We start from the raw sequence: 24,758 nt of genomic DNA on the forward strand, positions 1-24,758 counted from the left end.
GAACAGCTCCCACAGGCTGTCCGGCACCATCCGCTCGACAAGAGGGGCAGTCACCATCCCAGACTGCCGCAAGATCACACCAAACGAAATGACGTCTTAACCGCGACGAGTTCGTCCGTCTGCGTACAGCGGCGGGCAATGGAGAAACCGACGTCGGCGCTGCCTTCGACGCCCTCGACGCCGATCGCGACGGACTGGTCGACCGTGACGCCTACCTCGCGAGCATTCACGATTTCGTCACCACCGGCAGCTCACCGATGGCCGCGGCATACGGCACCGGCCGGCGCTCGGAAGCTGCCCCCGAGCCGGCACGGAACTGATCAGCTTCTGGCAGGGGGACCGCTTACTGATTGCTATGCCGTCCGCCTTGGACTGGCCAATGCCGTACACGCTGAGCGACACACCAACATCCCCTGCCGATGTCGTTGCTCCCGCGTCACCGTCCACGTGGTCGTAGCCGATGATGCCCGCGACTGCTCTGGCGATGCCATCACGCGGTGACCTACCTCTCGGCCGTCACCCAGGCCCGGCCTCCGCCGGACGCGACACAGGCGGGGGCACGTTGCCGTCGTTGGCGACCTTCTCCAGCCATAGGACGAGGGTGACGCCCCGGCGGCTGTACTTCTTGACCTGCAAGGCTTGCTGTCCGATTCCGGGACGGCAGCCAAACAAGCGGTGGTGGGATGGCCCCGCCCCTCGACGTCGTGTCGGGGAACCGGCCCATCCCGAAGCCGGGTGGGCGTCCGCGCGGGGCCTCCGCGGTGAGGATGCGAAACATGAGCTGGCGCGAACGGCGCCCATACACCGCATAGGGATCACCATACTGGTCTGAGCGTCACGGTCCTGAAGAAGAAGCGGACAGGCGATACCGACCGAGTGAACAAGGCTCCGAGCGTAACTCGCCGTCAACACAGCGCCGATCTTGCATATGTGCAAGCGGCTCCATCGCAAGCGGGCAACGCTGCCATTTAGCCACGCCTCGTCAGCACTTCGCTGCTTGTCGTAGGCGCACGCTTTACAGCGCCGCTGCCCGCTCAGGCCCGGCGTACTTACACATCGGCTTGTTTGTGGTCTGTACCTACGCAGCCGCCGGAGACAGACTCCAGCCCGACGTTTCAACCCCAGCGTCAAGCCAGCCCGCTTGGAGGCCCGATGAGGTATGTCAGAACCGCCCTCGTGACGGCAGCCGCCGCTCTGACCGTTGCAGTTTGTGTACCGGCGGTTAGCCGAGCCAGCAATGACGCCGATAACACCCCCGAGAGCGCGCAGACGAGAACACTCACGACGGCTGAGGCGGAGAAGCGCCCCTGCGGATTGTCCGTCGACCAGCCGGGAGGTACTGGTACTCCGGCATGGATCTACTGGAATAACTGCTGGTCGGACAACCACGGCCTGAAAGTCACTCCAGTATTCTCCAACGGCCAGGGGAACACGTACACCTACGTTTCCAGCTGTCAGTACATCGCGCCCGGGCAAACCAAGGCGTGGTACCTGCGTGCGGACCAATTCCCTCCGGAAGCAGCCAGCGTCACCGGAGTCACGTACTGCAAGTGAATTCTGCTCACGCTCCTCAGCATACGTTCTGTGATGGCCGTCGTGTCGCCGTCACACCGAACACTGACTGCAGGCAGGAAGGACTGGCAGGAAGATGACGGCTCGCTCAGCACGTGGGAAAAGAAGACTCAGAATCTTGGCGGTGGTCGTGCCGCTCATTGCATGCCTTACCGCGCCTGCTGCGCTGGCTGAAGACGCTTCTGCCGGGCCGCATAGGAGCAGCGCCGAGCGCCTCGGCATGGGCAAGCCGGTCGCAAGGGTGGTTGAGTTGCCGTATGACGGGGCCGGACAGGCGAAGGATGCGGCCCAGCCCGGACCCAAGCAAGCCCCGGCATCTCCCGAGACGACCCGGCGCAGGTCGCTGGAGGCCGCTCAAAGCAGGGGCAGCCATTCGTATGTCGACACCTCTAAGGTGCCACTCGACGGGCACGGCAGAGTAGACAAGAGGGCTTTGCGCTCTGACACACCCCCGACCGGTTGGGGCAGCCAACCGCCTGCCGAAGCGAAGGAATGCTTGGACCGGCCGGCAGCTGAGTCCATGGCCGGAGAGACATACAGTCGCTGGATCTGGTGCCAGAAGCACCAGATGGGCGTCGTCTACGCCTGGGTCGACGGGGACGGCCGAGCACACGATCTGGGCACGGCAGCCATGAAACTTCACACCGTGACCGTGGGAAACGGGCAGGCCCGCGGCGTCCGCACGTACATCCAGGTCCAGTCGGTGACATACGATCCCGAATTCTCGCTCGATCCCGAAATTGCCGTCCGGATCATGCAATGGGAGCAGGAGGTAAGCAAGCTCAAATCCTACATACTCGCCGAGTGCGTCCAGACTTCCACCTACTGCCAGTCATCGCCTGGTGCAGTGGAGCACAGCTGGAAGGAGTGGGATTCGCGCCCTACCCAAGAGTGGCTGTTCTGGGACACGCACTCCAGGGAAGAAGCCAGTAGCGCCGACGACAAAGTGCTCTTCCACCAATGGCATCTCCGCATCGGAGGCAGCGGCGGGGCTTACACATACCGCCCAGGAGTCTCAGCCGACCGCACAATCCGTTGCGACTCGGCAACGTACTTCTCTCTCTTCGGCGTGCCTTATAACAAGGCGTGCATAAACTACGACGTCGTGCCGCACCTACAGTACAAGATCAGTGACAGTCGTGTCACTTCCGTAGCCCGTCACATCAGGCATGCCCAGAACGATCCGGGAAACACATACCCCGCCATCGGCTACAAGGTAATACCCGGAAAGTACACAGGGAAGTGGGACAATCTGGGATTGACCAGGGTGCTGGGTGGAAGTGCTACGCACCAGAATAATGTCGCAGAGAAGGACCGCGCCTGCAAGAGATTGCCGCCCTATGAGACGAATGGATTGCCTGAGGCGCCGAAGCCCGGCGAGGACTGCGATGAGTATCCATTCGCCACCACCGAGCAAGGTGCCGCCAGTCCCTACTGGGATTTCTCCGTCCGCGCGGTGCCGAGTAGTGAGAACCAATCAGCCGGTGGCCTGCTCGGCTGGTACTACTTCAGGGACCGTATTCTTACGGCTCAGGACCCGTTCTGGGTAGATATCCAGGACTGAGGGACGTTCCTTGGAGGCCGTGCAGCCGTACAAACGCAACGGCACTGGTTGCTCGCAGGGGCGTCCTGCGAGCAACCGGGCAAGTGCCGGGTTGTCAGCCTGGCGCGGCGACGCTAGCACTTCCGTCAGCTCAAGGACGGTCGAGGCGAAGCTGCACGGCACAGCCGTCTGGCCCACCGACCGCCAGTTGCCCGCTAGAGCTGAGGGCGAGGGCGTTGCAGCGATAGAGCATCGGCAGGGCCTGGGCTTTGCCGCTCAGGAGGTGACAGAGGTGGAGCTCACCGTCGTTCCACGCTGCGGCAAGCACGGGGCCGACGGCCGTGTCGGCCGCGGCCAAGGCCGTAACAAGAGCGGGGCGTTGATTGGTTCTCTTCATCCGCTGGCTGTCAGAGAGAACCGTTGCTGGTAGCTCACGACGCCTGCTTGGGAGCCTGCGTCGTCTGCGTCGGCGTCGGCCTTTAGCTCCCGTTCCCACACGTGGACGCCCGGCACGTCGATCGGCCAGGGGCGCGCCGCCGACGGGGCCGCCTCGCGGGTACAGCACCAGGTACGGCACCTCGGCCGGCTGGCCTTCGACGAGCGGCAGCTTCCCGAGACCGCACGGCCGATCGGTTGCTCTGGCCAGCGTGCAGGGGAAGGCTTCGGACACGGCTGCACGGTCGATCATTCGTCTTCTCCCGAGAAGCCTCTGCCGGTGGTTTCGATGGACAGGGCGCCGTACCGGCACAGCCCGACGGTGTCCCAGTCCGGCACGCCTGGCGTCGTGACTACGGACAGGCTGCGTTCGCCGTCCTCGTTCAGGATCCCGGCGATGACGATGGCGCGGGCGAGCATCCCCAGCTCCCAGTCGCCGAAGACCTCCGCCAAGGCGGCTTCGACCTCTTCGGCCAGTTCGTTCACAGCGCCCTCTTCACCGCATCGTTCAACTCCCGCACCAGAGCAGGCCCTGCCTGGTCGACAGACGGGCCCAAGTGGGGAAGGGCGGCTGCGCGTAGTGCCGCCCGAGGCTGTCGGCGCCGACGAACCCGGACTCCAGCCGCCTCGCTTGCGCCGCACTGGTGCCTACCTCGGCGACGACCACGGGGCCCGCGTCCTGGACATCGGCGTGCCAGGAGGCTCGGTAGGCGCCGGTGATCACGTGGGGGCCGGGCCCCGTCCGAAGGCGTTGTGCTGCATCTGTTCGACCAGCGCCTGGGCACGGTGCTGCATCACAGCGTTCGTCGCGTCCATCGTTTGGGTGGTCCCTCGTTCCAGCGCGGGGGCCAGCGCCGCGGGGTCGGTAAACGCGCCGCCGCTCATGCGTCCGCCCTGCTGTTGTGCTCCTCCAGCCACACGGAACGGGCACCGGAACCGAGGACATTACGCCCAGCGCCGCGACCCGGTAGGTACGGCCGATGGCCTGCTCGTCACGGGCCTCGACCATCTCCACGGTGTCGTCCTCCCGCAGCTCCGGTGCATCGAGCGGCAGCAGCAGCCCGTACCCGGCCCGCACCTCTTCGACCCGGGCCCCCTCGTGGCGACCCTTGCTGCGGATCCGCTCCTGAAGCCCGTACACCCAGCCTTACCCAAGTGCACCACCAGCGGAGGAGCAGGCACGGAGGCGCCCGTCCGTGGGGCGAACACGTCTTCGCCGACCTCGCGGATGACCCGCACCGAGTCCGGCATCAGGTGCTGCCCGGCGGACCAAGAAGACCGCGGGAGTGAGGTCCGCGAAGGTCACGATGACCACGTCGGTGCCCGACGGAATGCCGGACAGCGACGAGACGAAGCGCATGATCTGGGTCGATGGTGCCGCCTACACGGACATGAGTGACTTCGAGGGCAAGAAGAGGGGCAAGCCCGATTTGGAGGCCGCCGAGGAGGCCGGTGACAGCGAGATGACCAAGGCCGTGACTGCCGGTCTTGACGACGCGGAGCAGGAGCCGGCCCAGCAGCTCGCGATGTTCCTCGGCTCGCCGAACGTCCAGCACCTTGGTTCCGGCCAGGCCAACGGCGTGCGTGCCGAGCACTACAAGGGCTTGCCGACGGTCGAGGAGGGGCTGAAGGACGCCAAGACGGTCGATGCGCTGAAGCCCGAAGGCCGCGAGAAGCTGCTCGCCAACGTCAAGAAGAACGGCATCAAGGGCTATGACTTACGACGTGGGATCTCCCGATCACCGTGGCCGACGGCGCCCTGTAGGGTGCGGTGGTCGCGAACGGCCGCCGACCGAGCATCAGCCCGTTCCGGCCCCGTGGCGACACCTGCGCCTCGCCGCCAGTCTGTATCGCGAAGGGTTGCCGCACCCAGCTGTGCAGTAGGAGTCCGGGCGCTCGGCGGTCAGGACAATGGCAAAGGCCGGTGCGGCGGGGCGCGTGAGCGTTCGTCTAGGTGGCAGAGCTGGCGCAGTCGGTTGTCGCGGTGCTGCCGACGGGGCTGGCCGGGGAGGCCCGCGGTGGGCTGGCAGGGCCGGGTTAGGGTGACGGTTGCACGGCCGATGAGTGGAAGCCGCGGCCGAGGTAGGAGCTGACATAGCAGGGACCGAGCCGATCGGGGCCGGTCCTGGGGCGGGAAGGGTATGACGGGATGGGTGGCGCGCGCATCGGGCGCACGATAGGCGGTGCCGCGGTGGCGGGGGCGGTGCTCTTCGGTACCGCGTCGACCGCGGTGGCCGATGAGGTCCGTGACTCACAATGGCCGTTGAAGTCTTTCGAAGCCGAGAGCGTGTGGCAGCAGTCCACGGGCAAAGGTGTCAAAGTCGCGGTCATCGACGGCGCCATCGATCTCGATCACCCGGACCTGAAGGGCAACCTCCTGCCGGGCAAGAGCTTCGTCGACGGCGGTCTCGACCACGCCACTGATCACGGAACGGCGATGGCGTCCCTGATCGCGGGGCACGGGCACGGCCCCGGGAACGCGGACGGGATCAAGGGACTGGCACCCGACGCCAAAATCATCCCCATCGAGTTTCCCTCTCACGACGAAGGAGACGTCCCTACCTATGGCAGGGTCCGGCTCGGCGAGGCAATCCGCTACGCCGTCGACGCGGGTGCCAAGGTCATCAACATCTCCCTCGGCGCGGATGAAGTGCCCGATTTCGACCGAGCCCAGATCGCCTATGCGTACAAGAAGGACGTTCTGGTGGTGGCGGGTACCGGCAACGAGGGCGGGCGGCTGACCCGTCTGGCCGCCTCGCCGGGCATCGTCGCGGTGGGAGCCGTGAAGCAAGACGGGAAAGTCTGGGCGAAGTCCAACTTCGGCCCCCAGACGATGCTCACCGCACCCGGGGTGCACATCAGAACGGCCGGCGCGTACGAGCCGTACCGGCAGGCGTCGGGAACATCCGACTCCACCGCCTACGTCTCCGGCGCCGCCGCCCTGCTGCGCTCCAAGTACCCCGATTTGACCGCTGGGCAGATCGCCAACCGGCTGGTGAAGACCGCTGGAATGGCTCCGGGGATGGAAGGCACTCACCTGCCCGACCCGCACTACGGCTACGGCTTCATCCGCCCGCTGCGGGCCCTGAAGGAGGACATCCCGGCCGGGTCCAAGAACGGCCCGCTGAAGGTGCCCGATGATCCCTACGCGGACGTGGAGACCAGCGCACCGCCTCCGCCGCCGGCCAAGAAGACGTTCCTGGACGACCTGAGCATGGTGGCCGTCGGCGGCATCACACTGGGTGGCATGGCCGTCCTGGCCCTCGTCATCTTTCTCGTCGTTCGCAAGAACAACCGCCGCAACGGCCCGCCCCCCGGCGGCCTCGGTGGCCCAGGCGGTCCGGGCGGCTACGGCGCACCCGGTACTTGGGCACCACCACAGCCGGGCCCGCACCAGCAGCACCCCGGCGCGGTCGGCTTCCCTCCGCAGCCGCCCCCCAATCGGCCCATGGGCTCGTAACGTCAGCGGCCTGGTGCGCATCGGCGGGGTGCGGTGAGCGAGTGAGAGCGGGGCACGCCCGGTCCAGCGCAGAACGGCTGAGAAGTCGCACCGCGAGCAGGCAGGTACTGGGCGGTGCGCTCCCGGGCGGTTTCGGCGGCTTCATCGTGGCGGCGACGGCGTCCTCACCGGTCGTGTTGGCACGGCGTCAGCGGCAGTTCTTCTCTGGCTCGTATGACCGCTGCGCCTCCGTCTCGGCGTCCTCAGCTTGACTGTGGTGCCCCAGGGTTCGCCAGGACCTCGGCCGGAGTTCTCGTGTTGGTCCAGGAAGTTCTGGAAGCGGTCGGTGATTGTGGTGAGTGGGGCTCCTCGGCCGGTGCCGCATCGCTGAGACGCTCAATGTTCACGGCGATCGCCGTGAACACGTGTTGCAGGTCGGCTTTCGGCTGTCCTAGACAGCGGCAGCGGCGCATGCCGTGTCGTGGGTGGTGGCCGTCGGCCGTCGGCGCAGCCAGGTGCTGGTCTACTCGTGGCCATGGGGATGGACATCACTGTCTGGGTCGTCGAGTGGGCACATCTGATGCGGCTCGCGCCGGATCGTCGGCTTCAGGTGCTCCAAGAGACGGTGGACGGTGCCGAGGATGCCGACAGCGGCGCCGACGGTGCGGGGTGGCTCTGGCCGCTGGGGCCTGAGAGGCGTTGGCTGGGCCGATACGAGTTCGACGGCATCCTCGGCTCGTACACGCCTCACTTCCGGGCCGCCAATGCCTGGGACGCTGTGCGCGGAGCCGTCCCGCCCGTGCCGCAGGCCGCGGTTGATGACTTCCTCGCCGGACTGATCTGGTGGGGCCCTGACCCGGCGGAGGACGCCGACCACATCGACGACGGCGTTTTCCCTTCCCTCGATGCTCTGTGGCGGTCCGGACCGGTCATCGTCCGTGCTCCGGACACCGTGGCCGGCCTGGTCGTCGCCTGGCAGCGGACGCAGCCGCTGCTGCCGCAGCTGCGCGGGCCGTACAGGGTGGCTCACGCCGCACTGACGGACTCGGGCCATCCAGCTGCCGATTTCGACAGTTTTGTCGGGCTGCTGGCCCAATGGGCTGAAGTACTGGGCGAAGCCCGTCGGCGCGACTGGGGTGTTATCGGCTTGCCCATGTGACAGCTCCCTCAGCACGCACGTACCGCGTCACGGGTGTTTGCCGCAGCCGCCCGGTGAAGGTGTGCCGACGTAACTCCGGGGGTAGCTGTGCATTGCCACCGGGCGTTTCTGGGAGATCAGTTGGCCGACCCGGCAGCCGTCGCCCGGACACCGAAGTACTGCCCATGGTGGGCGTCGGGGCATCGGGAGGTCCTGATGGACAAATCGTTCCCCGAGGTCGGCTGTGCTCCGTAGCTCAGAATGAAGTAGCCCCAGTATGAGGGTCATGCCCATGGCCTGTCGGTGCAGCATCCGAAGGGAACAGCCACCCTTTGCTGGGATCCAAAGGAGCATGGGTGTTTCCTGTCGCAAGGAGTGAAGGCGAGCTGGACAGGTAGTTGGCCAGCGTCTTACGCAGAGGGAGCCAAGCGCCCTACCAGCCGGTCGAGGGATACCTGCCCGAACGACGGCTGAGTGCTTGCTTCAATCTCCACGGAGACGGGGAGAATCCTCATCGGACTCGACTTCCGCTAATTAGCAGTGCACCCTCGCCGCTTCAACGCGCCTCCGCCGAAGCCCGGATGCAGCGCTTGGTCGCCGATCCGTAGGGCCCGGTTCGACCGCGATCAAAGATGATGAGGATCGACGAGGCAGCGGTCAGCGGTGTGGTGGTGCACCACCACGTCAACGCCGCGTCGGGCACGCCCACCTGGCCCGGCTATGCCGTCAGTGCGGAGCCCCGAAGGCGGGCGGTCTGTGTGGGGTGTGCCGCTACGGAGCGATGCTTACCGCAGCCGCAGCCGCAGCCGCAGCCGCAGCCGCAGCCGCAGCCGCAGCCGCAGCAGACACCGGCGTCCCGGGTGACGCCGACGCCGTACGTCCCCAGGTGGCTGCCGCGTTCACGCCGCCCAGCAAGCCCGCCACCCCCCCGCACCCTGTGTAAGCCCCGCCTTCAGGCCCCGTGCAGCACCCAGGTCCCACCCGGCCGTTCCCGAATCCGCAACGGCTACCAGGTCCCTCTTGCACGCGTATTCTCAGCATAAGGATTCCGATAAGGGCGCGACAAGAAAACTCCCGGCCGCCTTTCTGATGATCACCCCCTCATAAGCTCGGAGCCCGAACGGCACAGTCGTGCCGTTCCCCCGTCGTGGCGTCGGCTGCTTCGGGACGGGGAACAGCAAGGGGGATTCATGTCCAAGGACGAGTCGTTAGTGGATGCGGCGGCTCTCGGAAAGCTTTCGAAGAGCTTCGAGACCTATGGGTCGGATCTGGAGAGCTACCTCAAGGAGTTCAGGGCGAAGACGGGCTCCGAGGCCATTCATGACGGTTTCGGTGTCCTCACCGAATCCGAGGAGGTCACCTCCGCGTACATCGAGCTGTCCACGGACCTGACGGAGACGCTGCACGAGTTGCGGCGCCATCTCGACCAGGTCAGTCAGGGTATGCGCGAGGTCCGGCAGAACGCCACGGCGACGGACGAGTCCCTGTCGAGCGGCTTCGGCCAGGGGCGTCACGCGTGAGCGGAGACGAGTCCGTGGCGGAGCAGGTCTACGAGGCCGGTCTGGAAATCATCAACCCTGGAGGAGACCCGGACACCCTCCGTGCGGTGGCCAAGGGCTGGCGGGATCTCCACGACAATCTCCAGAGCATGTTCCGGGGCCTGGACCGCGAAGTGCAGCAGACTCTGGGTTCCGGATGGCGGGGGCCGGCGGCCGATGCCTTCGCGAAACACTGGAAAGACCTCAAGGCGGGGATGGACAAGACCCTGCCCCAATTGCCGCAGGCGGCAAAGAGCCTCGACGAGGCGGCGGACGCCATCGAGGAGATCAACCACGAGATTCACCAGATCTATTTGGAAATCGGTATCTCCATCGGCATTTCGGTCGGCCTGTCCTTCCTGACCATGGGCTTCTCGGCGGCCGCGGGGGCCGCCCGAGCCGCTCAGCTCGCCGCCCGGGCCGCCAAACTCGCCAAAACGCTCGGCACCATCCTCCAGAAGGTCGGCCAGGCGTTCAAAGCCATCTCCGGACTGGCGAAGCACCGCTTCTTGAAGAACGTCCTGGTCAACTGGGCCAGCAATACCGGCGGCACCGTCATCACCAACACGCTGACCGGGCAGGACACCAACTTGTTCGACGCGACCTGGCAGGGCGGGCTCTCCGCGGCCGTCGGCACCGGGCCCGGGCTCGCCGTCTCCCGGGGGCTGGGCAGACTGGGCCGGCCGCTGCTCGGTGACGTCGCGGGCGGCGCCACGGGGAGCGTGGCCGGCGGGTTCGCCGTCGATGGGACGAAAAACCTCGACAACGACGCGTCGAACGACGTCAGCGGGGACGACATGCTCTGGAACGCGACGGTCAACGGGGTCGGCGGCGGCGTGGGAGGCGGAGCCGTACACGGTGCGAACACGCACCTGCCACCCGGGCGGGAGGGCCCGCACTTCTCGGTCGAGGGGCCGGCACAGGGAGCCGCCTACGGCGGTATCGGAGCCATCGGCGTGCCCATTCACAATGCCATCGTCGGCGATGGTTCGGACGACAAGAAGAGCGAGGCCAGCGGCACCGGCGCGGCACGAGCACCGGAGAAGGGTTCCGTGAGGGACGTGTTCGGATGAGGGAGCGCGACACCGGCACCGCCCTGGCCACCGCGGCGGCCTGGGGCGGTGCCGTGGCGTTCCTGGTCTGTCTGCTGGTGCGGAAGGTCGCGCCGTATCCCCGCTGGGACCTGCTCGGCTGCCTGGCGGTCTGTGCGGCCGCGCTGCTGGCCTGGTGGTGGTCGGCGAGTGGACGTACGGGGAGCGGGCGGAAGACACCGGCCCGGCCTGCCTCAGGGGGGCGGCGGATTCGCTGGTGGCCCGAAAGGCGTGTCCCGCTCGTCCTCCTCGCCCTGACAGCGTGGCCGCTGCCGCTCTTCATGCTGTTCTCCTCGACGACGGACAGTTCGCCCCAGGTGGCAGCGATCCGCGCGCACGGCCCGCGTATCTCCGCCGTGACGATCGTTCAGGTACACCACTCGTACCTGAAGAAGGGCAAGGGCTACAGCTACTACGAGTCCGCGGTCACGGTCACGGTCCCGGTCGGGGACACGGCCACCGGGCGGTCCGGGAAAGGAACACCGCGCCTCGAAGGCACCATGCGCTCCTCCCGGCCGCCGCACCCAGGAATCCGGTTCCCGGGCTTGTACGCCCCCGGCGACCTCGCCGCAGGGGTCATCCTGGACACCCGTGCCCAACTGCGCTCGCTTCTCGGCGGACCCGCCGGGCCGCAAGATCTGGTGGTGCTGGGCGTCTGGAGTATTTTCCCCCTGGCCTGCGCCGGAACCGCCTTCCGCAGACGCGCCGCCGCACTTCCCTGGGACGGCGTGTCCGGCGACGGCGAGCCGCGGATGCTCCGGGTCCGGATCGCGGGCGCGGGAGCGGGCGACCGTCTGGGACGCCCGGTTCGTGGCTCGAAGTCGTACGGTCCGCTCCTGAGTCCCGCACTGCACTTGATCTCACCGAGCGGAAACCGCGATCTGTTGCTGGAGCGGTGCCTGGACCCCGTACCGCTCGCCGAAGCACTCCTGAGCGCCGAAGGCCAGCTCTACTGGGCCCCCAAGCCGGAAGACCGGCCCGAGCACTCCGTCCCCGCCCTGCTCGTCCTGGACGACGGCCGGTATGTACGGGGAACGACAACCATAGGCACGCCCCCGCACGCCCCGGCGGGCGCCCCCGTCGCCGTACCCGTCCCCGATGAGCTGCGAGCGATCCGCCCGGTGGGCCCGTACGCACTGTGGCAGCCCCAGGTCCACGGACCGGGTCTGGTCTGCTTCGCTGCCGCCTTCCTCGCCGTGGTCCTGCTGGTGTCGGGCGCTGGATACAACAACGGGGCACTGCGCATTGCGTGCCTCCTGGTGGCTGCGGCCGGGCCGGTCGTGGGGCTGGTACTGATCAACCGTTGGCGTACGCACTATTTGCGCCGGTTGGTACGACGGGCCTGAGGAGGACAGTCACCAGGAGCAGCGGACCGGAAAGCGGTGCGCTGTGCTTTGTCGGGAGCTCGCTCAGGCCGACGCCCGGGCGATTGCCGCGTTCGTCTTCGACCAGCTCGCGGACCGTCGAGCCAGCGTGCGCGTCCGGTCGCGGGGCCGACCGTCGACGGCTGCGGTGCATGGTGGACGACTGTGCGGGGATCTGCCTCGACCTCCCGAATCAAGCATCAGAGGTGCGCTTCAAGGAGTGTTGCGTGAGTGCTTCGATGAGCGCTGGGATAGGGGGCGGCGTGGATGGTGAGCTGTGTGACCACTGGGTGAGAACGCGCTGTTCGGCGCTGTCGACGCGCTGCTGGAGCAGGTCGCGCAGGACGATCTGCCGTCGCCGGCGGAACGCAGGCGGCTGCGCGAGGCCGCCGGACTGAGCCAGGCCCAGGTCGCGCAGGCGCTCGACGTGCGCCGGGAGGCGGTGGGTGCCTGGGAGGCCGGGAAGAAGGAGCCGCGTGCGCCGAAGCGCGCCGCCTACGCCCGGCTCCTGGAGGGCCTGGCCGCCCGCTTCCCCGCCCCGGCCGCCGAACCGACCGACAAGCCGGCACCGACGAGGCCCGAAACGCCCACCGGACCGGTCCCCGCTGCCGCACCGGAGCATGAGCCCGCTGCTGCGACGCCTCCAGCCCGCCCGGCGGCGAGCAGCACCACGCCGACGACGGCACGACGTCCGGGAGCGCACAAGGCCGCGGCGAAGAGGACCCCGGCGAGGAAGCCGGCCACGGCCGCCGACCCGCGCTTCGCCAACGGCCCGCTCGCGGTCATCGACGCCGCCGACGGGCAGGTATCCGCGTACTGCCTGGATGGCCTGGTCCTGGACGTCCCCGCCAAAACCCTTCCGGCCCTGGTGGAGTGGACCCTCACCGAAGGCCGGCTGGGCGCGCCCCGGCTGCACTTCTCCGGCAAGGACGCCGACCCGGTCCTGGTCCTGACAGACTCGGCCGCCGAACGTTACGGCCTGCCGGCCCGGCTGTCCGACGAGGAGCGCCGGGCCGGGCGGCTGCCCGAGGACCACAAGGCCGCCAAGCAGCTGGCGAAGGCCGAGTGGCAGCTCACCCGGCGGGGGCTCGGCCCGTGGGCCCGTATCTACCGCCCCGCCCAGGGCGCGCGGCGCGCCTGCGTTCAGCTGTGCATTCTCGGCTGGGACGCCCTGGACGCCCGCTCGTGGGGGGACGCGGCGCAGCTGCCGCCCGGCGACCTGGCCCAGCTGCTGGGCACCTACGCCACCCGCGTGCTGACGCCGCGCGGCTCCACCGCGGTGACCGGCCTGGAGCTGATGACCGCCCTCCACCCGCCCACCCGGGCCGGCGAGCCCGACCGGGACGGCAAGCGCCGCAGCGAGCACAACCCGGGCTCTCTGGGCACCGAACCGGTGCCGTGCGCGCCGTGCGAGGCCCCCGACGGCCACCCGCTGCTCGCGCACCTGCCGCGCTTCCACCAGCGCACCCCCGACGAGGTCCTGGTGGAGGAGGCGTACGACTGGGCCCGCCCGCTGACCGACGAGGAATGCACCAAGCGGTACGTCGTCGGTATCGACGTGAACATGGCCTTCGCCGCCGGCGCCAACGGCGCCATCGTCGGCCTCGGCGCGCCGACCCACGTACGGCGGCCGGCGTTCGACGCGAAGCTGCCCGGCTCCTGGCTGGTCGACCTGTCCCACGTGGAGCTGGACGAACGGCTGCCCTCACCCTTCACCCCGACCGGCGAACGCCCCCAGGGCCCGGCCTGGTACGCCACCCCGACCGTCGCCTACGCCGTCGAGCTCGGCTATGAGGTGGCGCCTGTCGAGGCGTACGTCCGCCACGAGAACGGCCGCTACCTGGACGCCTGGTACAACCGCCTGCGCGACGCCTACCTCGCGACGATGGCCGATCTCGGCGTCACCGGCGACCTGTCACCGGCCGAGTTCCTGGCGGCGATGGACGGTCACAAGCAGGCCGACCCGCAGATGGCCATCGTCCTCACGGCGATCAAGGCGACGGTCAAGGGCGGCATCGGCAAGCTCCGCGAGCGCCCGCGCGGCGGGGGCTGGCGGCCCGGCCGGCCGTGGCCGGCCCTCGACCGGCCCACCTGGCGCCCCGACATCCGCGCCGCCGTCATCTCCAGGACGCGTGTCAACATGCACCGCAAGATGCTCAAGACCGCGGCTGCCACCGGCCAGTACCCGGTCGCCGTCCTCTCCGACTGCGCCGTCTACCCCTCCGACGGTCCCAGCCCGCTGGACTTCCTCCCGTACGACGGCGACAAGCCGCTGCCCGGCGGCTTCCGGCTCGGCGTCAGCCCGGGCATGGTCAAGCACGAAGGCACCCAGAGCGTGCTGTGGGCCGAAGGCGTACGCGAAGAACACGGCCATGACCTGAACATCGCCCGCTACATCAAGGACGGCCACGTCAGCGCCACGGACACGGGGGAGTAGCCCATGGGCAAGCTCGCCGACAGCCTCGACAAAGCGGTGGAAGGCGCGTTCACCCGCCCCATTCCCAAGTCCGCCGGAGCGCAGATGCGCTACCTGGTCAAACAGCTCAAGGGCACCAAGGCCGTGGCCCAGCATCTCGGCGTCTCCCAGCGCACCGTGGAACGGTACGTCGCCGGGCAGCTGAAGCGGCCCCGCAAGGAGCTCGCCGCCCGCCTGGAACGGGAGGTGAAAAAGCGCTGGCAGCCGCAGGTCCGCAAGCGGGCCAAGCGGCAGGCGGCCACCACCGACGGCATCGTCATCGACACCCGCGCCCGCTTCGGCTACACCGCCGCCCCCGGCACCACCGATGACGCCCGCCTGCGCCACCTCACCCAGGCCCTGCCCCCGCAGTACGCCGCCCGCCTCTTCGAAGCCCAGGAGGAGGGCGCCACCGAACAGCAACTGCTCGACATCGCCGCCGAGGGACTGCAGGAGATCTACTTCAAGGACCGCGGCCGCCGGGCCCAGGGCCTGCTGGTGGAATTCACTGACGTCGATTACATCGACATCGAACTCTAGAGACGGGTCGTATGGGGCAGGTTCCGGACGTCCCAGGACTCCGGACAGCCTCGCCGCCTGGTCACCGGTCCGTTCGGCGTTGCCGATCGACATCGGGAGCCGGAACGCGAAGGTCGACTGCGTCTCTGCCAACGGCGTGCTGCTGCGCTGGACCCAGCCTCGGAAAGCTCCGCTACGCCGCTGACCGCCATCAGCGAAGAACTGGTGGGCTCCCAGCCCTCATGGTGTTGCGGCACCCCACCGCTTGCCTTGTACGGGTCCATCTTTGTGTCCACCTGTACGTCGCTCACGACGTACAGGTGGACGGTATTTTCCGGATTCCGGGCGTGCAGTACTTCATTGATAGAACCCGACCCTGAGCTTCCTCGTCCGGCCACTGCGGGGCGTGAGCGTGATAGAAGCTGCCGCGTACCTGACACAGGTACAGGGACCGCAGTCGCGGCACATGGTCGACACGTTTGCCGACTTTCATGACGGGTTCGCCCCCGCCTCCGCGTGAGCGGCGAGTCTGACCGCGAGACGCTGTCCGGCCGGGGTGAGTCCGAGTGCGGCGGCGCGCCGGCGGGTGTCCTGCATCCGTTGGTGGAAGGTGCTTCGTGGGTCTGTCGATTCGGCAGGAGCACGTGCGACCGTGCTTGCAGACCTGAGCGGGTTCTGTACCGGACGATGGCCGTTACGCCGTGGGCGTTGAGCCTGGAGAGGATCTTCGCACCGCCCGACGCGGAACAGCCCATCATCCGGGCGATGGTGACCGCCGGGCGGCCCCGCTGGGTGTCCACGGTGCCGGGACACATGCGCAGCCGTCCGTCGGGGCGTGTGTCGAGGGCCATGAGGAGGAATGCGAGCCGGTCGGTGGCCGCGCCGCGGCCTCGGCGTTGTGACAGGAGTCCCGGCGGTGTCGGGCTGCCGTTGGGGGGAGCCCATCCGGGGCCGAAGAGCGCTTCGGCCAGTCGCAGCAGGGTGGCCAATTCGGTGCGTCTCAGTGCCAGGGGGGGGCCGGGCGCTTGCTGCCGGGCCTGCTGCAGGGGCAGAAGGACGCAGCTCAGCCCGCTCGTCCGGCCACGGGCGTTGGTGACCGGCTGCGACCGTACCGCGCCGGACCTCCGCAGAGCCGGCAGGACCGTATGGTCGATCAGCGACTCGGACACCCCGAGCCGGCGGCCCAGACCGCGGGCTGTGATGACGGCGGTTCCCGTTCCGGCGTTGGTCTTGGCGGCGAGCACGACAGCGGCGAGGCGGACCGCGTCGGTCTGGCCGCGCAAGGCCGGGTCGTTGAGCAGGGCGCGTACCGCACCACGTAATCGGTGACCCATGGCCCGACCGAGATGCAGCGGGCTGCCCGTGCCGCGATGCCCGTCTGTATCGCCGGGCGGAGCTGCCGCCTGACGAGGCAGCGTATTTTCGGACGGGACATTCATCGTGAAGGCGGGCCCGGCTGGAGTCATCGGACGGTGCCGGTGCCGGCCGGAGAGGCCGTCCCGGGAGCGCCGCAAGAGGGCGGCACCGGCCGTACCTGCGGGATCCGCGGGCGCCCGGGCTGACAAATGGCAGTGTTGTACTGCACCATGTGAGAGCTTCCTCAGTTTTGCTGAACAGGGAAGGAGTGAGCCCCTCGGGGCTCACTCAGGGTTCGCGAGAACCGGACGTCCGATCCGTGTGATCGGACCTTCGCCCGGCGAGCAGGCCGGACGGTGGCATGGCGGCCGCGCGTGATCAGGTGTTGGCGCACCTGGTCTGCGGCCGGGGCGGCAGGAGTCCTGTGGCGGGACTGTGCCGCCCATCTGTCATTTCATGGCCTTCTACCTCCTGGGGCAGGGGAAAGCAGCGACCCCTCGACGCTTCCGCCGAGGGGCGGAACGCTCACCATCCGGCGCCGTCACCTCCCGTGGAGCGCTGGGAGGAGGTTCCGGACGCGGCACGCCAGGCCGGCAGATTCAGCGGCGGCACGGCCAGGGGCGGCCGTGCGGGGCCGAGCAGGACTCTGGCCGCCACGTTCGGCCGCATCAGACGCTGCAGCGGTGCGGACAGCGTCATCACGTCGAGCAGGGCCCGGGTGACGACCGGGTCGCCGGTGGCGGTCCTGAGCAGCCGGTCGGTGTAGCCGCGCAAGAGCCGGGTGGCTGCGGGGGGCCGTGGGCCCACGGCATCGGGGTAGCGGATGTCCTGGCCGGTGGCCATGGCCCAGGGGGCATGGGTGAGACGCCCCACGGTGCGCTGCAAGCGCCAGGCCAGGCCCGGATCGCCGAGACCGTACCGGTCCAGCGCATCGCGCAGGGCGGCGGCTTCCTGGGCGGCGACCGACATGCCCTGGCCGTAGAGGGGGTTGTAGGTGGCGACCGCGTCACCGAGCACGGCGAAGCCGCGGGGCCAGGCCCGCAGGAGGTCGAAGCGGCGGCGCCGGTTGACGGTGCTACGGGAGAGGCGGACGTCGGTCAGCGGTTCGGCGTCGGCGATGAGCTCGGCCACGATGGGGTGGCGTACATTGCGGGCGAACGGCAGGAACGCGTCGGCTTCCCTGGTCGGCTGGCCGCCGCGGGTGCCGGACAGGGTGACCAGCCACCGCGCCTCTTCGAGGGGAACGAGTGTCGCCGTCTGGCCGGGAACCGGGGCCGAGGCGTCGGACTGCACGTTGACGATGGGCCAGTGCTCGGTCCCGGCCGGGGCGCGGAAGATCCGGGTGGCGTAGGCCAGGCCGGAGTCCACGTGCTTCTCCGTTACGGGCGGCAGGCCAAGCGCGGCCAGCCAGGTGGCCGCCGCGGAGCCGCGCCCGGTGGCATCGATCACAAGATCGGCGTTGAGCCGCTGGACGTCCCCGGTGGCCGTGTCGCGCACCTCGACACCGGTGACGTGGCCAGCGGTGCCGGACAGCCCGACGGGCTCGGTACGGGTAAGTACGCGGATTCCGGGGTGGGCCAGGACCTGCTGGCGTACACCCCAGTCGAGCAGATCGCGTGAGCAGGCGATGAGGTACTGCATCTCGGGCCACCGGCGCAGCCAGCCCTGGGCGGTGAGGGACACCAGTCCGGTGGGCAGCGGGATACGGCGGGCGCCCGCCGACAGCCACCGCTGTGTGACGCCAGGCAGCAGACTTTCGATGGTCCGGGCGCCGCCGGACCACAGCAAGTGGGCGTGCTGAGCCTGAGGCAGGCCTCTGCGCGGGGCGGGGGACGTCGGCAGAACGTCGCGTTCGACGATGTGGACCTGGGCGTGGGTGGCCAGGACGGCGGCGGCCAGCATGCCGGTGAGGCCCCCACCGAGCACCACGGCGGTGGGGGAGTGCGCTGAGGGGGAGTGCGGGTTTCGGCGGGTGGTCACAGGTGGTGCTCCCCGGTGTGGCAGGTGGTCAGGCTGCGGGACAGTTGTACGAGCGAGGCCAGGGGCAGTGGCTCGGCCAGCGTGCGGAGCGGGCCGGTGTGTTCGGCCGTTGGCGTGGGCGGCTTCCCGGCGGTCTTGTTACGGATGGCGCGGTGCAGCGCCGAGGCCATCACCTGCGGTCCGGCCGGCTCCGCGGAAAGGGACGGGGATGACCGTGCGGACACGTCGTAGTAGGGGCGCAGGGCGAGGAGACCGTCATGAATCTCTGTGATCCGCCGTGTCAGGCGGAGGCGGACAGCCCACCAGGGCGCGGCCACGGAGACGGCGCCGCTGGGCTGAGCCGCTTGAAGGGTCTCCCACAGCGGGCGCAGTGCCCGCAGCGTCCGGTAGCTGTCGTACAGGGCCCGCACGGCCACGACCCGCTCGGTGATCAAGGGCAGGGTAAAGCCCACGGCCACACACAGAGTGCCTACCGCGCCGATGGCCGGTGCCGCGAGGCACAGCCGGTCCCAGTCGGCGCCGGCCCAGCGGGCGAACACCGCGGTCAGCCGCGCGGCGTCGAAGCCGAAGTGGAACACCGTGCCGACGACGAGCAACCGCAGGCCGCGGCGCAGCCAGGTGCGGTCGTACACACGCGTCGACCAGCGCCAGCACATGACGAACATGGCTACGGCGGCCGCCATGGACGCCACCAGGTAAAGGGTGATCATCTCGCGGATGAACGGAGTGTTGGCGTAGTACGTGTCGAAGTCCACGGGGCGTTCCACGGGGGTCCGCCCGGCGGCGAACAGCAGGAACAGCACGGCGGCGGCCGAGGCGTAAGCGAGCGACCACTGTCGGCCCCGGCGGTTCACCTGCTCGGCCGGCCCCCCGCGCCAACGCAGGATCAGCACGACGACCGAGGCACTCTGCGCGAGGATGAGGCTGTAGACCAGTGGTGCGGCAGCGTTCGTAATCCCTGTGCCGTGATTGACGTAGTCGACGAGTGTGGGGTTGGCCAGGGTGAAGCTGCTGCTGGCGAAGAAGAACACCGCACAGACCGCGCGCAGCAGCGGGTCGTGTGGTGCGCGCCGGAGGGCGGGAAGCCGGCTGGCCAGCGCGAGCCAGCCGGCCGCGGCGGGGATCCAGTAGCTGTTGTTGTTCACCGGGCCGGCCTCCGTGGGCTGAAGGAGGCTTCGATCCGGTGCGCCAGGCCCGAGGACGATGGAGCGTCCTCCGCAGCAGAGGAGGAGAGAAGAGGCCAGGCCCGGCTCCCCAGTAAGGAACCGAAGTATTCGCAGGCGGCCTCTTCCTCCTGGTCATGAGTGTGGAGGGTGGAGCGCCGCGCGATCCGTTCCACCGTGGCGGAGTTGACGTCCGGGGCGAGCAGACGAGCGGCTTCCGCCGCGTCGGCCGTATCCGATAACCCCTCGTGCGTCTCCAGGTGCCAGAATTCGTGGCCGAGGATGACCAGCTGATGCTCGGGGGCCGTGTCCTGCTCACATAACACCAGGTGCCGGGTGGCCGTGGCTATCCACAGGCCACTGACCGTTCCGGCAGGGAACTTGACCAGGCGATGGCTGACCGGGCGGCCGTTACGCTTGCTCATACCGTCACAGAGGGCGGTGAAGAGGGCTGACGGAGAACTGGTGTCCTGGCTCCGCAGACCGCGGAGCAGGTCGGCACACAGCCGCCGCATTCCTTTCTTGTTCAACCCTTTCCCCCGCCTCGCTTGCTCTGTGCGTCACGTGTATTTCCTGAAGTGCTGCTCCCTGTTCAGGGACGGGCCGGGCCGCTGTCGCGGTTCTCGCCGCGCAGGAGTTGCTCCACGACGCCGAGTACCGCGATTCGGGCTTCCGGAGAGAGCTGGCCGGCGCGCATCGCTATTTCTTGCACTCCGTGTTCGTCCTGCAGTTGCCCCCACAACGCGTCCTCGGTCACGCGCTCCTCGCCCTCCGCCGGAAAGGCGCTGGAAGCCGTGGCGCCCCCGGAGGCGGAGAAACGTCTCTCCACCTTGAGTACGTGGGGGTCGTCATCCGGTCTGAGGAAGTAGTCCGCGTGCTCCACCCCGAACAGTTCGGCCAGCTTCTGCGCCTTCTCCACCGACGGCACCGACTTCCCGCGGCGGAGATTACGGACGTACTGGCCGGTGACACCGACGTACGCGGCGATCCGCGCATCCGAGAAATCCTTCGCCCCCCGGGCACTCGCCGCATCGACCAGGCGCTGGAGGCGCCTCCCGAACAAGGCAGCTGTAGCGCTGCTCTGCTGGGACGGCGTTGCTGCCTCTGGCCGGTGCTGGGACATGGCGTGATCGTAAGGGCGTCGGAGTGCCTTCCGTAACCCGGGATCAACAATAGTTTGGCGTGTGACTTGATATGGCGTGAAAGCGTTGTCCGGGTGCGATGGGGCGTGCTCGGGGCCGGTGGCGGCCGGTGCTGGGCGCGGTGCGCTCACATGGGCTGGAAGCCGGTAACCGGACGCGCGAAGCCCGAATGGGCACCTTGCCCAACTGTTATCTCCGGTGCGGTACGACCGGAGGAACACGATCTCGCCCGGATGCCGCGTCGGCGGCACAACAGTTCAAGCCCGCGGAGGAAGCGCTTCCGCGCCGAAACGGAAGGCGTGCTCGTACGGGGTCAGGGGCGGTTCGGTCAGTGCCGGCCGGCTGGGGCCCAGGAGCACCCGCAGGGCAGTGCTCGGCCGCAGAAGCCGGGTGGGAGGCGCCGTGAGGGACATGACGTCGAACAGGGCCCGGGTGACGGCCGGACGGCTGGCCGCGGTGCGGCTGAGCCGGTCCATGTAGCCGTGGGACAGCCGTGCGGCGAGCGGCGGCCTTTTGCCCGTGGCCCCGGGGAACAGGATGTCCTGGCCGGTGGTCACGTCCCACGGGGACTGCACCACCCGGCCGACGGCGCGCTGTACCTCCCGTGCCAGGCGTGCTCCGGCCAGCCCCTTGCGCAGTGCGCCGCGCAAGGCAGTGACGCTCTGCGCGGCGGCCGACATGCCCTGCCCGTACACCGGGTTGTACGCGGCGACAGCGTCACCCAGCACGACGAAGCCCGCCGGCCACGCCGCGTGGCGTTCGAAGAACCGGCGCCGGTTGCTGCATGAGCGGTTGAGATGGACCTCAGTGAGCGGATCGAGGCCCGCGATCAGGTCGGCGACCAAGGGGTGGCGCGCCTGCCGGGCGAAGGCCTCGAACCGGTCCGGGTCCGCGGTGGGCTCGCCTCCGCGGGTGCCCGCGAGGGTGACGTGCCAGCGACCCCGCTCCACCGGGGTGAGGAAGGCCATCCGCCCGGGAGTGGCCTCCCGCGGGTCGGCCTGGAGGCTGACGACCGGGAAATCGTCCCCGCCCGCCGGTGCGCGGAACAGCCGGCTGGCGTAGACCAGCCCGGGGTCGACCGTCTCCTCGTGGACCGGGGCCAGGCCCAGCTCCGCGAGCCAGTGCGGTGCCCGGGATCCGCGGCCGGTCGCGTCGACCACCAGGTCGGCAGGGAGCTCTGCGACGGTGTCCGTGTTCAGGTCACGGGCCCGCACTCCACCGACTTGCCGCTGGTCGCCCACCAGTGACTCGGCCCGGACCCGGGTGCGCACCGTGACCCGGGGCCTGTCCAGCAGGTGCTGGCGTGCCACGGCGTCGAGCAGATCACGGGTGCACACGATCTGGTACTGGCTGTACGGTCCGGGCTCGCGCCGGATCCAGCCGTGCGGAGTCAGCACGGCCAGGCGGGCGGGTATGGCGATGCGGCGGGCGCCCTCGGCGAGCCAGGCGGCCTGGATCCCGGGGGCGACACTCTCGATCGCGCGGGCCCCACCGGACAGCAGCGGATGGATGTGACGGGCCTGCGGGAGGCCCGTTCGGGCAGCGGCACCGTCCGGGAGGACGTCACGTTCGAGGACGAGCACCTCGTCGGCGTGGTCGGCGAGGACCGCGGCCGCCAGCATGCCCGTAAGGCTCGCGCCGAGGACGATTGCACGGTGCAGCGGCGCTCGGGCACTACTCGGCTGAACCATGGACGGAGTCCTCCTGTTTTCCGGCAGACCGGCAGCTGCGAACAGCCTCGGCCACGATGGGCGAACGGTCCAGGGCGTGTGCGATGCGCACCAGGTCGGGGCGGCGTAGAGGCAGGGTCTCGCCGACCGGTGCCAGGTCGGCCGGATGGGACGTCGGGTGCACGTTGCGGTGTTTCAGCTCCATGGCCGCGGCGAGCACTGCGGCTTCGGTGACGGCTTCGGCTTCCTCGGCCGGCAGCCCTGCCTCTCGCGCCCGGACCGCGGCCATGGCCTCGATGGAGGAGTCTCGATACGCGCGCAACGCCAGCCTGCCGTCATGGATCTCCGCGATGCGCCGTGTCAGCCGCAGGCCGAGATCCCTCCCGAACTCCTTCTGCATGCCTGCGTGAACGAGGGCCTGGGAGACGAAGTTGGTGCAGTTGTTACCGAAGTCGATCCGGTCGTCCTGGTCCCGGTTCTGCAGTGTGTACTCGACCATCTTGACGCGGTCGAATTTTCCGCCCGTGCCGCGCATTTCCTGCTAGCGCCTTCCGGCAGCCCCTCCAGCTTCGACAGGGCGACCGGGCCGGCCAGCATCAGATGATTCCGCTGCTTCTCGCTCAGGCCGTTCCACCACATGCGCTGGGCATCGGCCCGGCATTACTGGGGATCTCGGCGCCGAGGATCTCCCCCCCGCCTGGGACGCCTTGTTCTGCACGATCCCCACTGGGCATCGACGCGCCCTCGGGTAAGCTACCCGGCCCGACGTGCAGATTGCAGCGCTGCGCGAGTTCGTTGAGCTCGCGTCGAGCTCAGCGCAGTCTCCATGCTCTCCGCCACGGCCTCGCACAGCGTCTTGCCGCCGAGAAGGATGTCGTAGGCGGATCCAGTTAGTCGGCCAGCTTCTCGAATTCCATCGTGGCCTTCTGTCCCACCTCGTCGTTCCAGTGGTCCGCCAGCGGCTTGGTGTCGTTGTTCCGGATGTCCTGGGCGACGCGCAGAGCGTGCCTGGCCAGCGTCACCCCTTCTTCGGCGGCCTTGTGCCACTTCTCGGGCCGCGCGTTGATAATGGCCTTGTAGTTCACCATGGGTCGCTCACGCCTTTCCCAGGTCGTTCAGGCCGTGCCGCAGCCGTGGAGCCGCTTCCTCGTCCTGGGCGTCGTAGCTGCCGGTGCTTTCCTGCAGCTGCCCGCCCACCTTCTTCGCCCGTATCCGCGATCGGTGCCGAGCCGGGCCAGCAACTGGTGCTTCTCCAAGGCCATCTCATGCCCGGCGGACTGTGCGTATGTGCCCGGTACGACCGGGGCATCCACGGCAGTGGAAAAGCAGGGGCCCAACTGCCGGGGCACGGCCACCTGCTCCAGCCGCCGGACGCTGCCGGGTGTGCTCAGCGGGCCGCCCGCCGCCTCCTGCGCGAAGTGCCGCATCTCGCCTTGGGCCACCATGGATGACTCCTGGATCAATGGTGCAGCCGCGGAAGGTGCTGCGAGTTACCTGGAGTTCGGGTCGGAGACCCATTCCAGGATGTCGTGCCAACGAGAGTGTGAGACGTCCAGGGACGCAGGGTCGATCTCTCGCATCTGCTCGGCCAGGCGCACTCCGGCTTCTTCGGCGCCCGCAAGGGTGATGTCTTCGTTCACTTCCTCGTCGTAGTTCGGACGCTCGATCTCAAGCAGGTAGAGGAAGTGGACGAAGGAGTGGAGGTCTTGGTTGAGCGGGTAGACCTTGTTCTCGTTCTGGGGGAGGCACAGGACGGTACCGGTGGCGCCGTCGAGCGCGATGTCGTCGTACGGGATCATGCCGAGCAGGACCCAGTCCGTCGCGTTGGCGGGAAGGTTCGCCCAACGGACGTTCGGATCGTCGTAGCAGGCACCGACCGTCATGAGCTCAGGGGCGGACCTGTCGATCAGGTCGAACCATGGGTTGGCGCGGACCGGAAGCCCTACATCGCGCAGAAAACGCAGGCTGGCTTCATGCTCGATGCCTTTCAGTATCTCCTCCGGCAGGGTGACCAACTCGTCTTCATTGAACTGGCTTTCCAGCGTTGTTCTGTCGATGGGAGTCGCCATGTGGAACCCAGGCCCTTTGTATTGGTGAGAGTGAGGCGATTTTATCACTCGCTCATTACGGTACTGCAAGTAATGGCGCTTCTCTTTGGCGAACTCTCCTTTTGCTGTAGTCGGTTCAGGTATACCCTCACTTCTTTGTTCATTGCTTTACTGGCGACCGGCGAATTTCTTCGGGGCGGTCGAAGCGCCGCGGCGGTTGCGTTCCAGCAGCCGGACACCGAGGCGCCGCTCCAGCTGCTGGATCGCCCGGGACAGCGGTGGCTGGGCCATGCCGAGGCGCTCGG

General features: G+C 68.5%; 20 protein-coding genes and 2 pseudogenes. 10 read left to right on the top strand and 12 right to left on the bottom strand.

Annotation, left to right across the window (positions count from 1 at the left end; translation table 11 throughout):
• Positions 1-74: 74 nt before the first annotated feature.
• Positions 75-230, bottom strand: coding sequence for a hypothetical protein (locus ADK86_RS42975; protein WP_159393784.1), 156 nt, complete (start codon positions 228-230; stop codon positions 75-77).
• Positions 231-1,696: 1,466 nt separating this feature from the next.
• Here ADK86_RS42975 and ADK86_RS05955 point away from each other — a divergent pair.
• A complete protein-coding gene (locus tag ADK86_RS05955) occupies positions 1,697-3,136 on the top strand; it encodes a NucA/NucB deoxyribonuclease domain-containing protein (protein ID WP_159393785.1) in 1,440 nt (479 codons plus the stop codon).
• A gap of 663 nt (positions 3,137-3,799) precedes the next feature.
• Here ADK86_RS05955 and ADK86_RS05960 read toward each other — a convergent pair.
• Both ADK86_RS05960 and ADK86_RS45610 read right to left on the bottom strand, forming a co-directional pair.
• The gene (locus tag ADK86_RS05960) at positions 3,800-4,036 is read right to left on the bottom strand and encodes a hypothetical protein (protein WP_053695639.1); all 237 of its coding nucleotides are present in this window, start codon (positions 4,034-4,036) and stop codon (positions 3,800-3,802) included.
• Between the two features lie 472 nt (positions 4,037-4,508).
• Positions 4,509-4,691: pseudogene (locus tag ADK86_RS45610) on the bottom strand (DUF6093 family protein); the annotation flags it as partial.
• A 166-nt stretch (positions 4,692-4,857) separates the two neighbouring features.
• On the opposite strand from ADK86_RS45610, the gene ADK86_RS05970 reads away from it, so the two are divergent.
• The 9 genes from ADK86_RS05970 (at position 4,858) to ADK86_RS42980 (ending at position 16,416) form a co-directional block, all read left to right on the top strand.
• The gene (locus tag ADK86_RS05970) at positions 4,858-5,643 is read left to right on the top strand and encodes a hypothetical protein (protein ID WP_159393786.1); all 786 of its coding nucleotides are present in this window, start codon (positions 4,858-4,860) and stop codon (positions 5,641-5,643) included.
• Positions 5,644-5,699: 56 nt separating this feature from the next.
• The gene (locus ADK86_RS05975) at positions 5,700-7,010 is read left to right on the top strand and encodes a S8 family serine peptidase (RefSeq protein WP_053695642.1); all 1,311 of its coding nucleotides are present in this window, start codon (positions 5,700-5,702) and stop codon (positions 7,008-7,010) included.
• A gap of 514 nt (positions 7,011-7,524) precedes the next feature.
• Complete coding sequence (locus tag ADK86_RS05980; RefSeq protein ID WP_053695656.1) at positions 7,525-8,148, top strand: hypothetical protein; 624 nt, start codon at positions 7,525-7,527, stop codon at positions 8,146-8,148.
• A gap of 1,169 nt (positions 8,149-9,317) precedes the next feature.
• Positions 9,318-9,647 carry a hypothetical protein gene (locus tag ADK86_RS05985; RefSeq protein ID WP_053695643.1) on the top strand — a complete coding sequence of 110 codons (330 nt, stop codon included), beginning with the start codon at positions 9,318-9,320 and terminating at the stop codon, positions 9,645-9,647.
• 14 nt (positions 9,648-9,661) lie between these two features.
• Complete coding sequence (locus ADK86_RS05990) at positions 9,662-10,738, top strand: WXG100 family type VII secretion target (RefSeq protein ID WP_053695644.1); 1,077 nt, start codon at positions 9,662-9,664, stop codon at positions 10,736-10,738.
• Positions 10,735-12,102: a hypothetical protein gene (locus ADK86_RS05995; protein WP_053695645.1), complete on the top strand. Its 1,368-nt coding sequence runs from the start codon at positions 10,735-10,737 to the stop codon at positions 12,100-12,102. The genes ADK86_RS05990 and ADK86_RS05995 overlap by 4 nt, the downstream gene beginning before the upstream one ends.
• A gap of 304 nt (positions 12,103-12,406) precedes the next feature.
• Entirely contained in the window at positions 12,407-14,557 is a 2,151-nt protein-coding gene (tap, locus tag ADK86_RS06000) for a telomere-associated protein Tap (protein ID WP_053695646.1), read from the top strand.
• A 3-nt stretch (positions 14,558-14,560) separates the two neighbouring features.
• Positions 14,561-15,115 carry a telomere-protecting terminal protein Tpg gene (gene tpg, locus ADK86_RS06005; RefSeq protein WP_053695647.1) on the top strand — a complete coding sequence of 185 codons (555 nt, stop codon included), beginning with the start codon at positions 14,561-14,563 and terminating at the stop codon, positions 15,113-15,115.
• A gap of 1,124 nt (positions 15,116-16,239) precedes the next feature.
• Positions 16,240-16,416 carry a hypothetical protein gene (locus ADK86_RS42980; RefSeq protein WP_159393787.1) on the top strand — a complete coding sequence of 59 codons (177 nt, stop codon included), beginning with the start codon at positions 16,240-16,242 and terminating at the stop codon, positions 16,414-16,416.
• Between the two features lie 559 nt (positions 16,417-16,975).
• Here the strand turns inward: ADK86_RS42980 and ADK86_RS06010 are convergent.
• From ADK86_RS06010 to ADK86_RS40525, 9 genes and pseudogenes are all read right to left on the bottom strand, one after another.
• Complete coding sequence (locus ADK86_RS06010; RefSeq protein WP_053695648.1) at positions 16,976-18,430, bottom strand: NAD(P)/FAD-dependent oxidoreductase; 1,455 nt, start codon at positions 18,428-18,430, stop codon at positions 16,976-16,978.
• Positions 18,427-19,575 carry an MAB_1171c family putative transporter gene (locus ADK86_RS06015; RefSeq protein WP_053695649.1) on the bottom strand — a complete coding sequence of 383 codons (1,149 nt, stop codon included), beginning with the start codon at positions 19,573-19,575 and terminating at the stop codon, positions 18,427-18,429. Before ADK86_RS06015 ends, ADK86_RS06010 begins: the two co-directional genes overlap by 4 nt.
• Positions 19,572-20,018, bottom strand: coding sequence for a hypothetical protein (locus tag ADK86_RS06020; protein WP_159393788.1), 447 nt, complete (start codon positions 20,016-20,018; stop codon positions 19,572-19,574). The genes ADK86_RS06015 and ADK86_RS06020 overlap by 4 nt, the downstream gene beginning before the upstream one ends.
• A 167-nt stretch (positions 20,019-20,185) precedes the next feature.
• A complete protein-coding gene (locus ADK86_RS06025; protein WP_053695651.1) occupies positions 20,186-20,716 on the bottom strand; it encodes a helix-turn-helix domain-containing protein in 531 nt (176 codons plus the stop codon).
• 276 nt (positions 20,717-20,992) lie between these two features.
• Positions 20,993-22,426: an NAD(P)/FAD-dependent oxidoreductase gene (locus ADK86_RS06030; RefSeq protein WP_053695652.1), complete on the bottom strand. Its 1,434-nt coding sequence runs from the start codon at positions 22,424-22,426 to the stop codon at positions 20,993-20,995.
• On the bottom strand, positions 22,410-22,940 hold the full coding sequence (locus ADK86_RS06035) for a DUF6545 domain-containing protein (protein ID WP_053695653.1): 531 nt from the start codon (positions 22,938-22,940) through the stop codon (positions 22,410-22,412). The genes ADK86_RS06030 and ADK86_RS06035 overlap by 17 nt, the downstream gene beginning before the upstream one ends.
• A gap of 355 nt (positions 22,941-23,295) precedes the next feature.
• The gene (locus ADK86_RS06040; protein WP_053695654.1) at positions 23,296-23,493 is read right to left on the bottom strand and encodes a hypothetical protein; all 198 of its coding nucleotides are present in this window, start codon (positions 23,491-23,493) and stop codon (positions 23,296-23,298) included.
• Between the two features lie 402 nt (positions 23,494-23,895).
• A complete protein-coding gene (locus ADK86_RS06050) occupies positions 23,896-24,474 on the bottom strand; it encodes an SUKH-4 family immunity protein (RefSeq protein ID WP_078951860.1) in 579 nt (192 codons plus the stop codon).
• A gap of 180 nt (positions 24,475-24,654) precedes the next feature.
• Positions 24,655-24,758: pseudogene (locus ADK86_RS40525) on the bottom strand (helix-turn-helix domain-containing protein); the annotation flags it as partial.

The organism is Streptomyces sp. NRRL F-5755, assembly GCF_001279365.1.
GTDB lineage: Bacteria > Actinomycetota > Actinomycetes > Streptomycetales > Streptomycetaceae > Streptomyces > Streptomyces rimosus.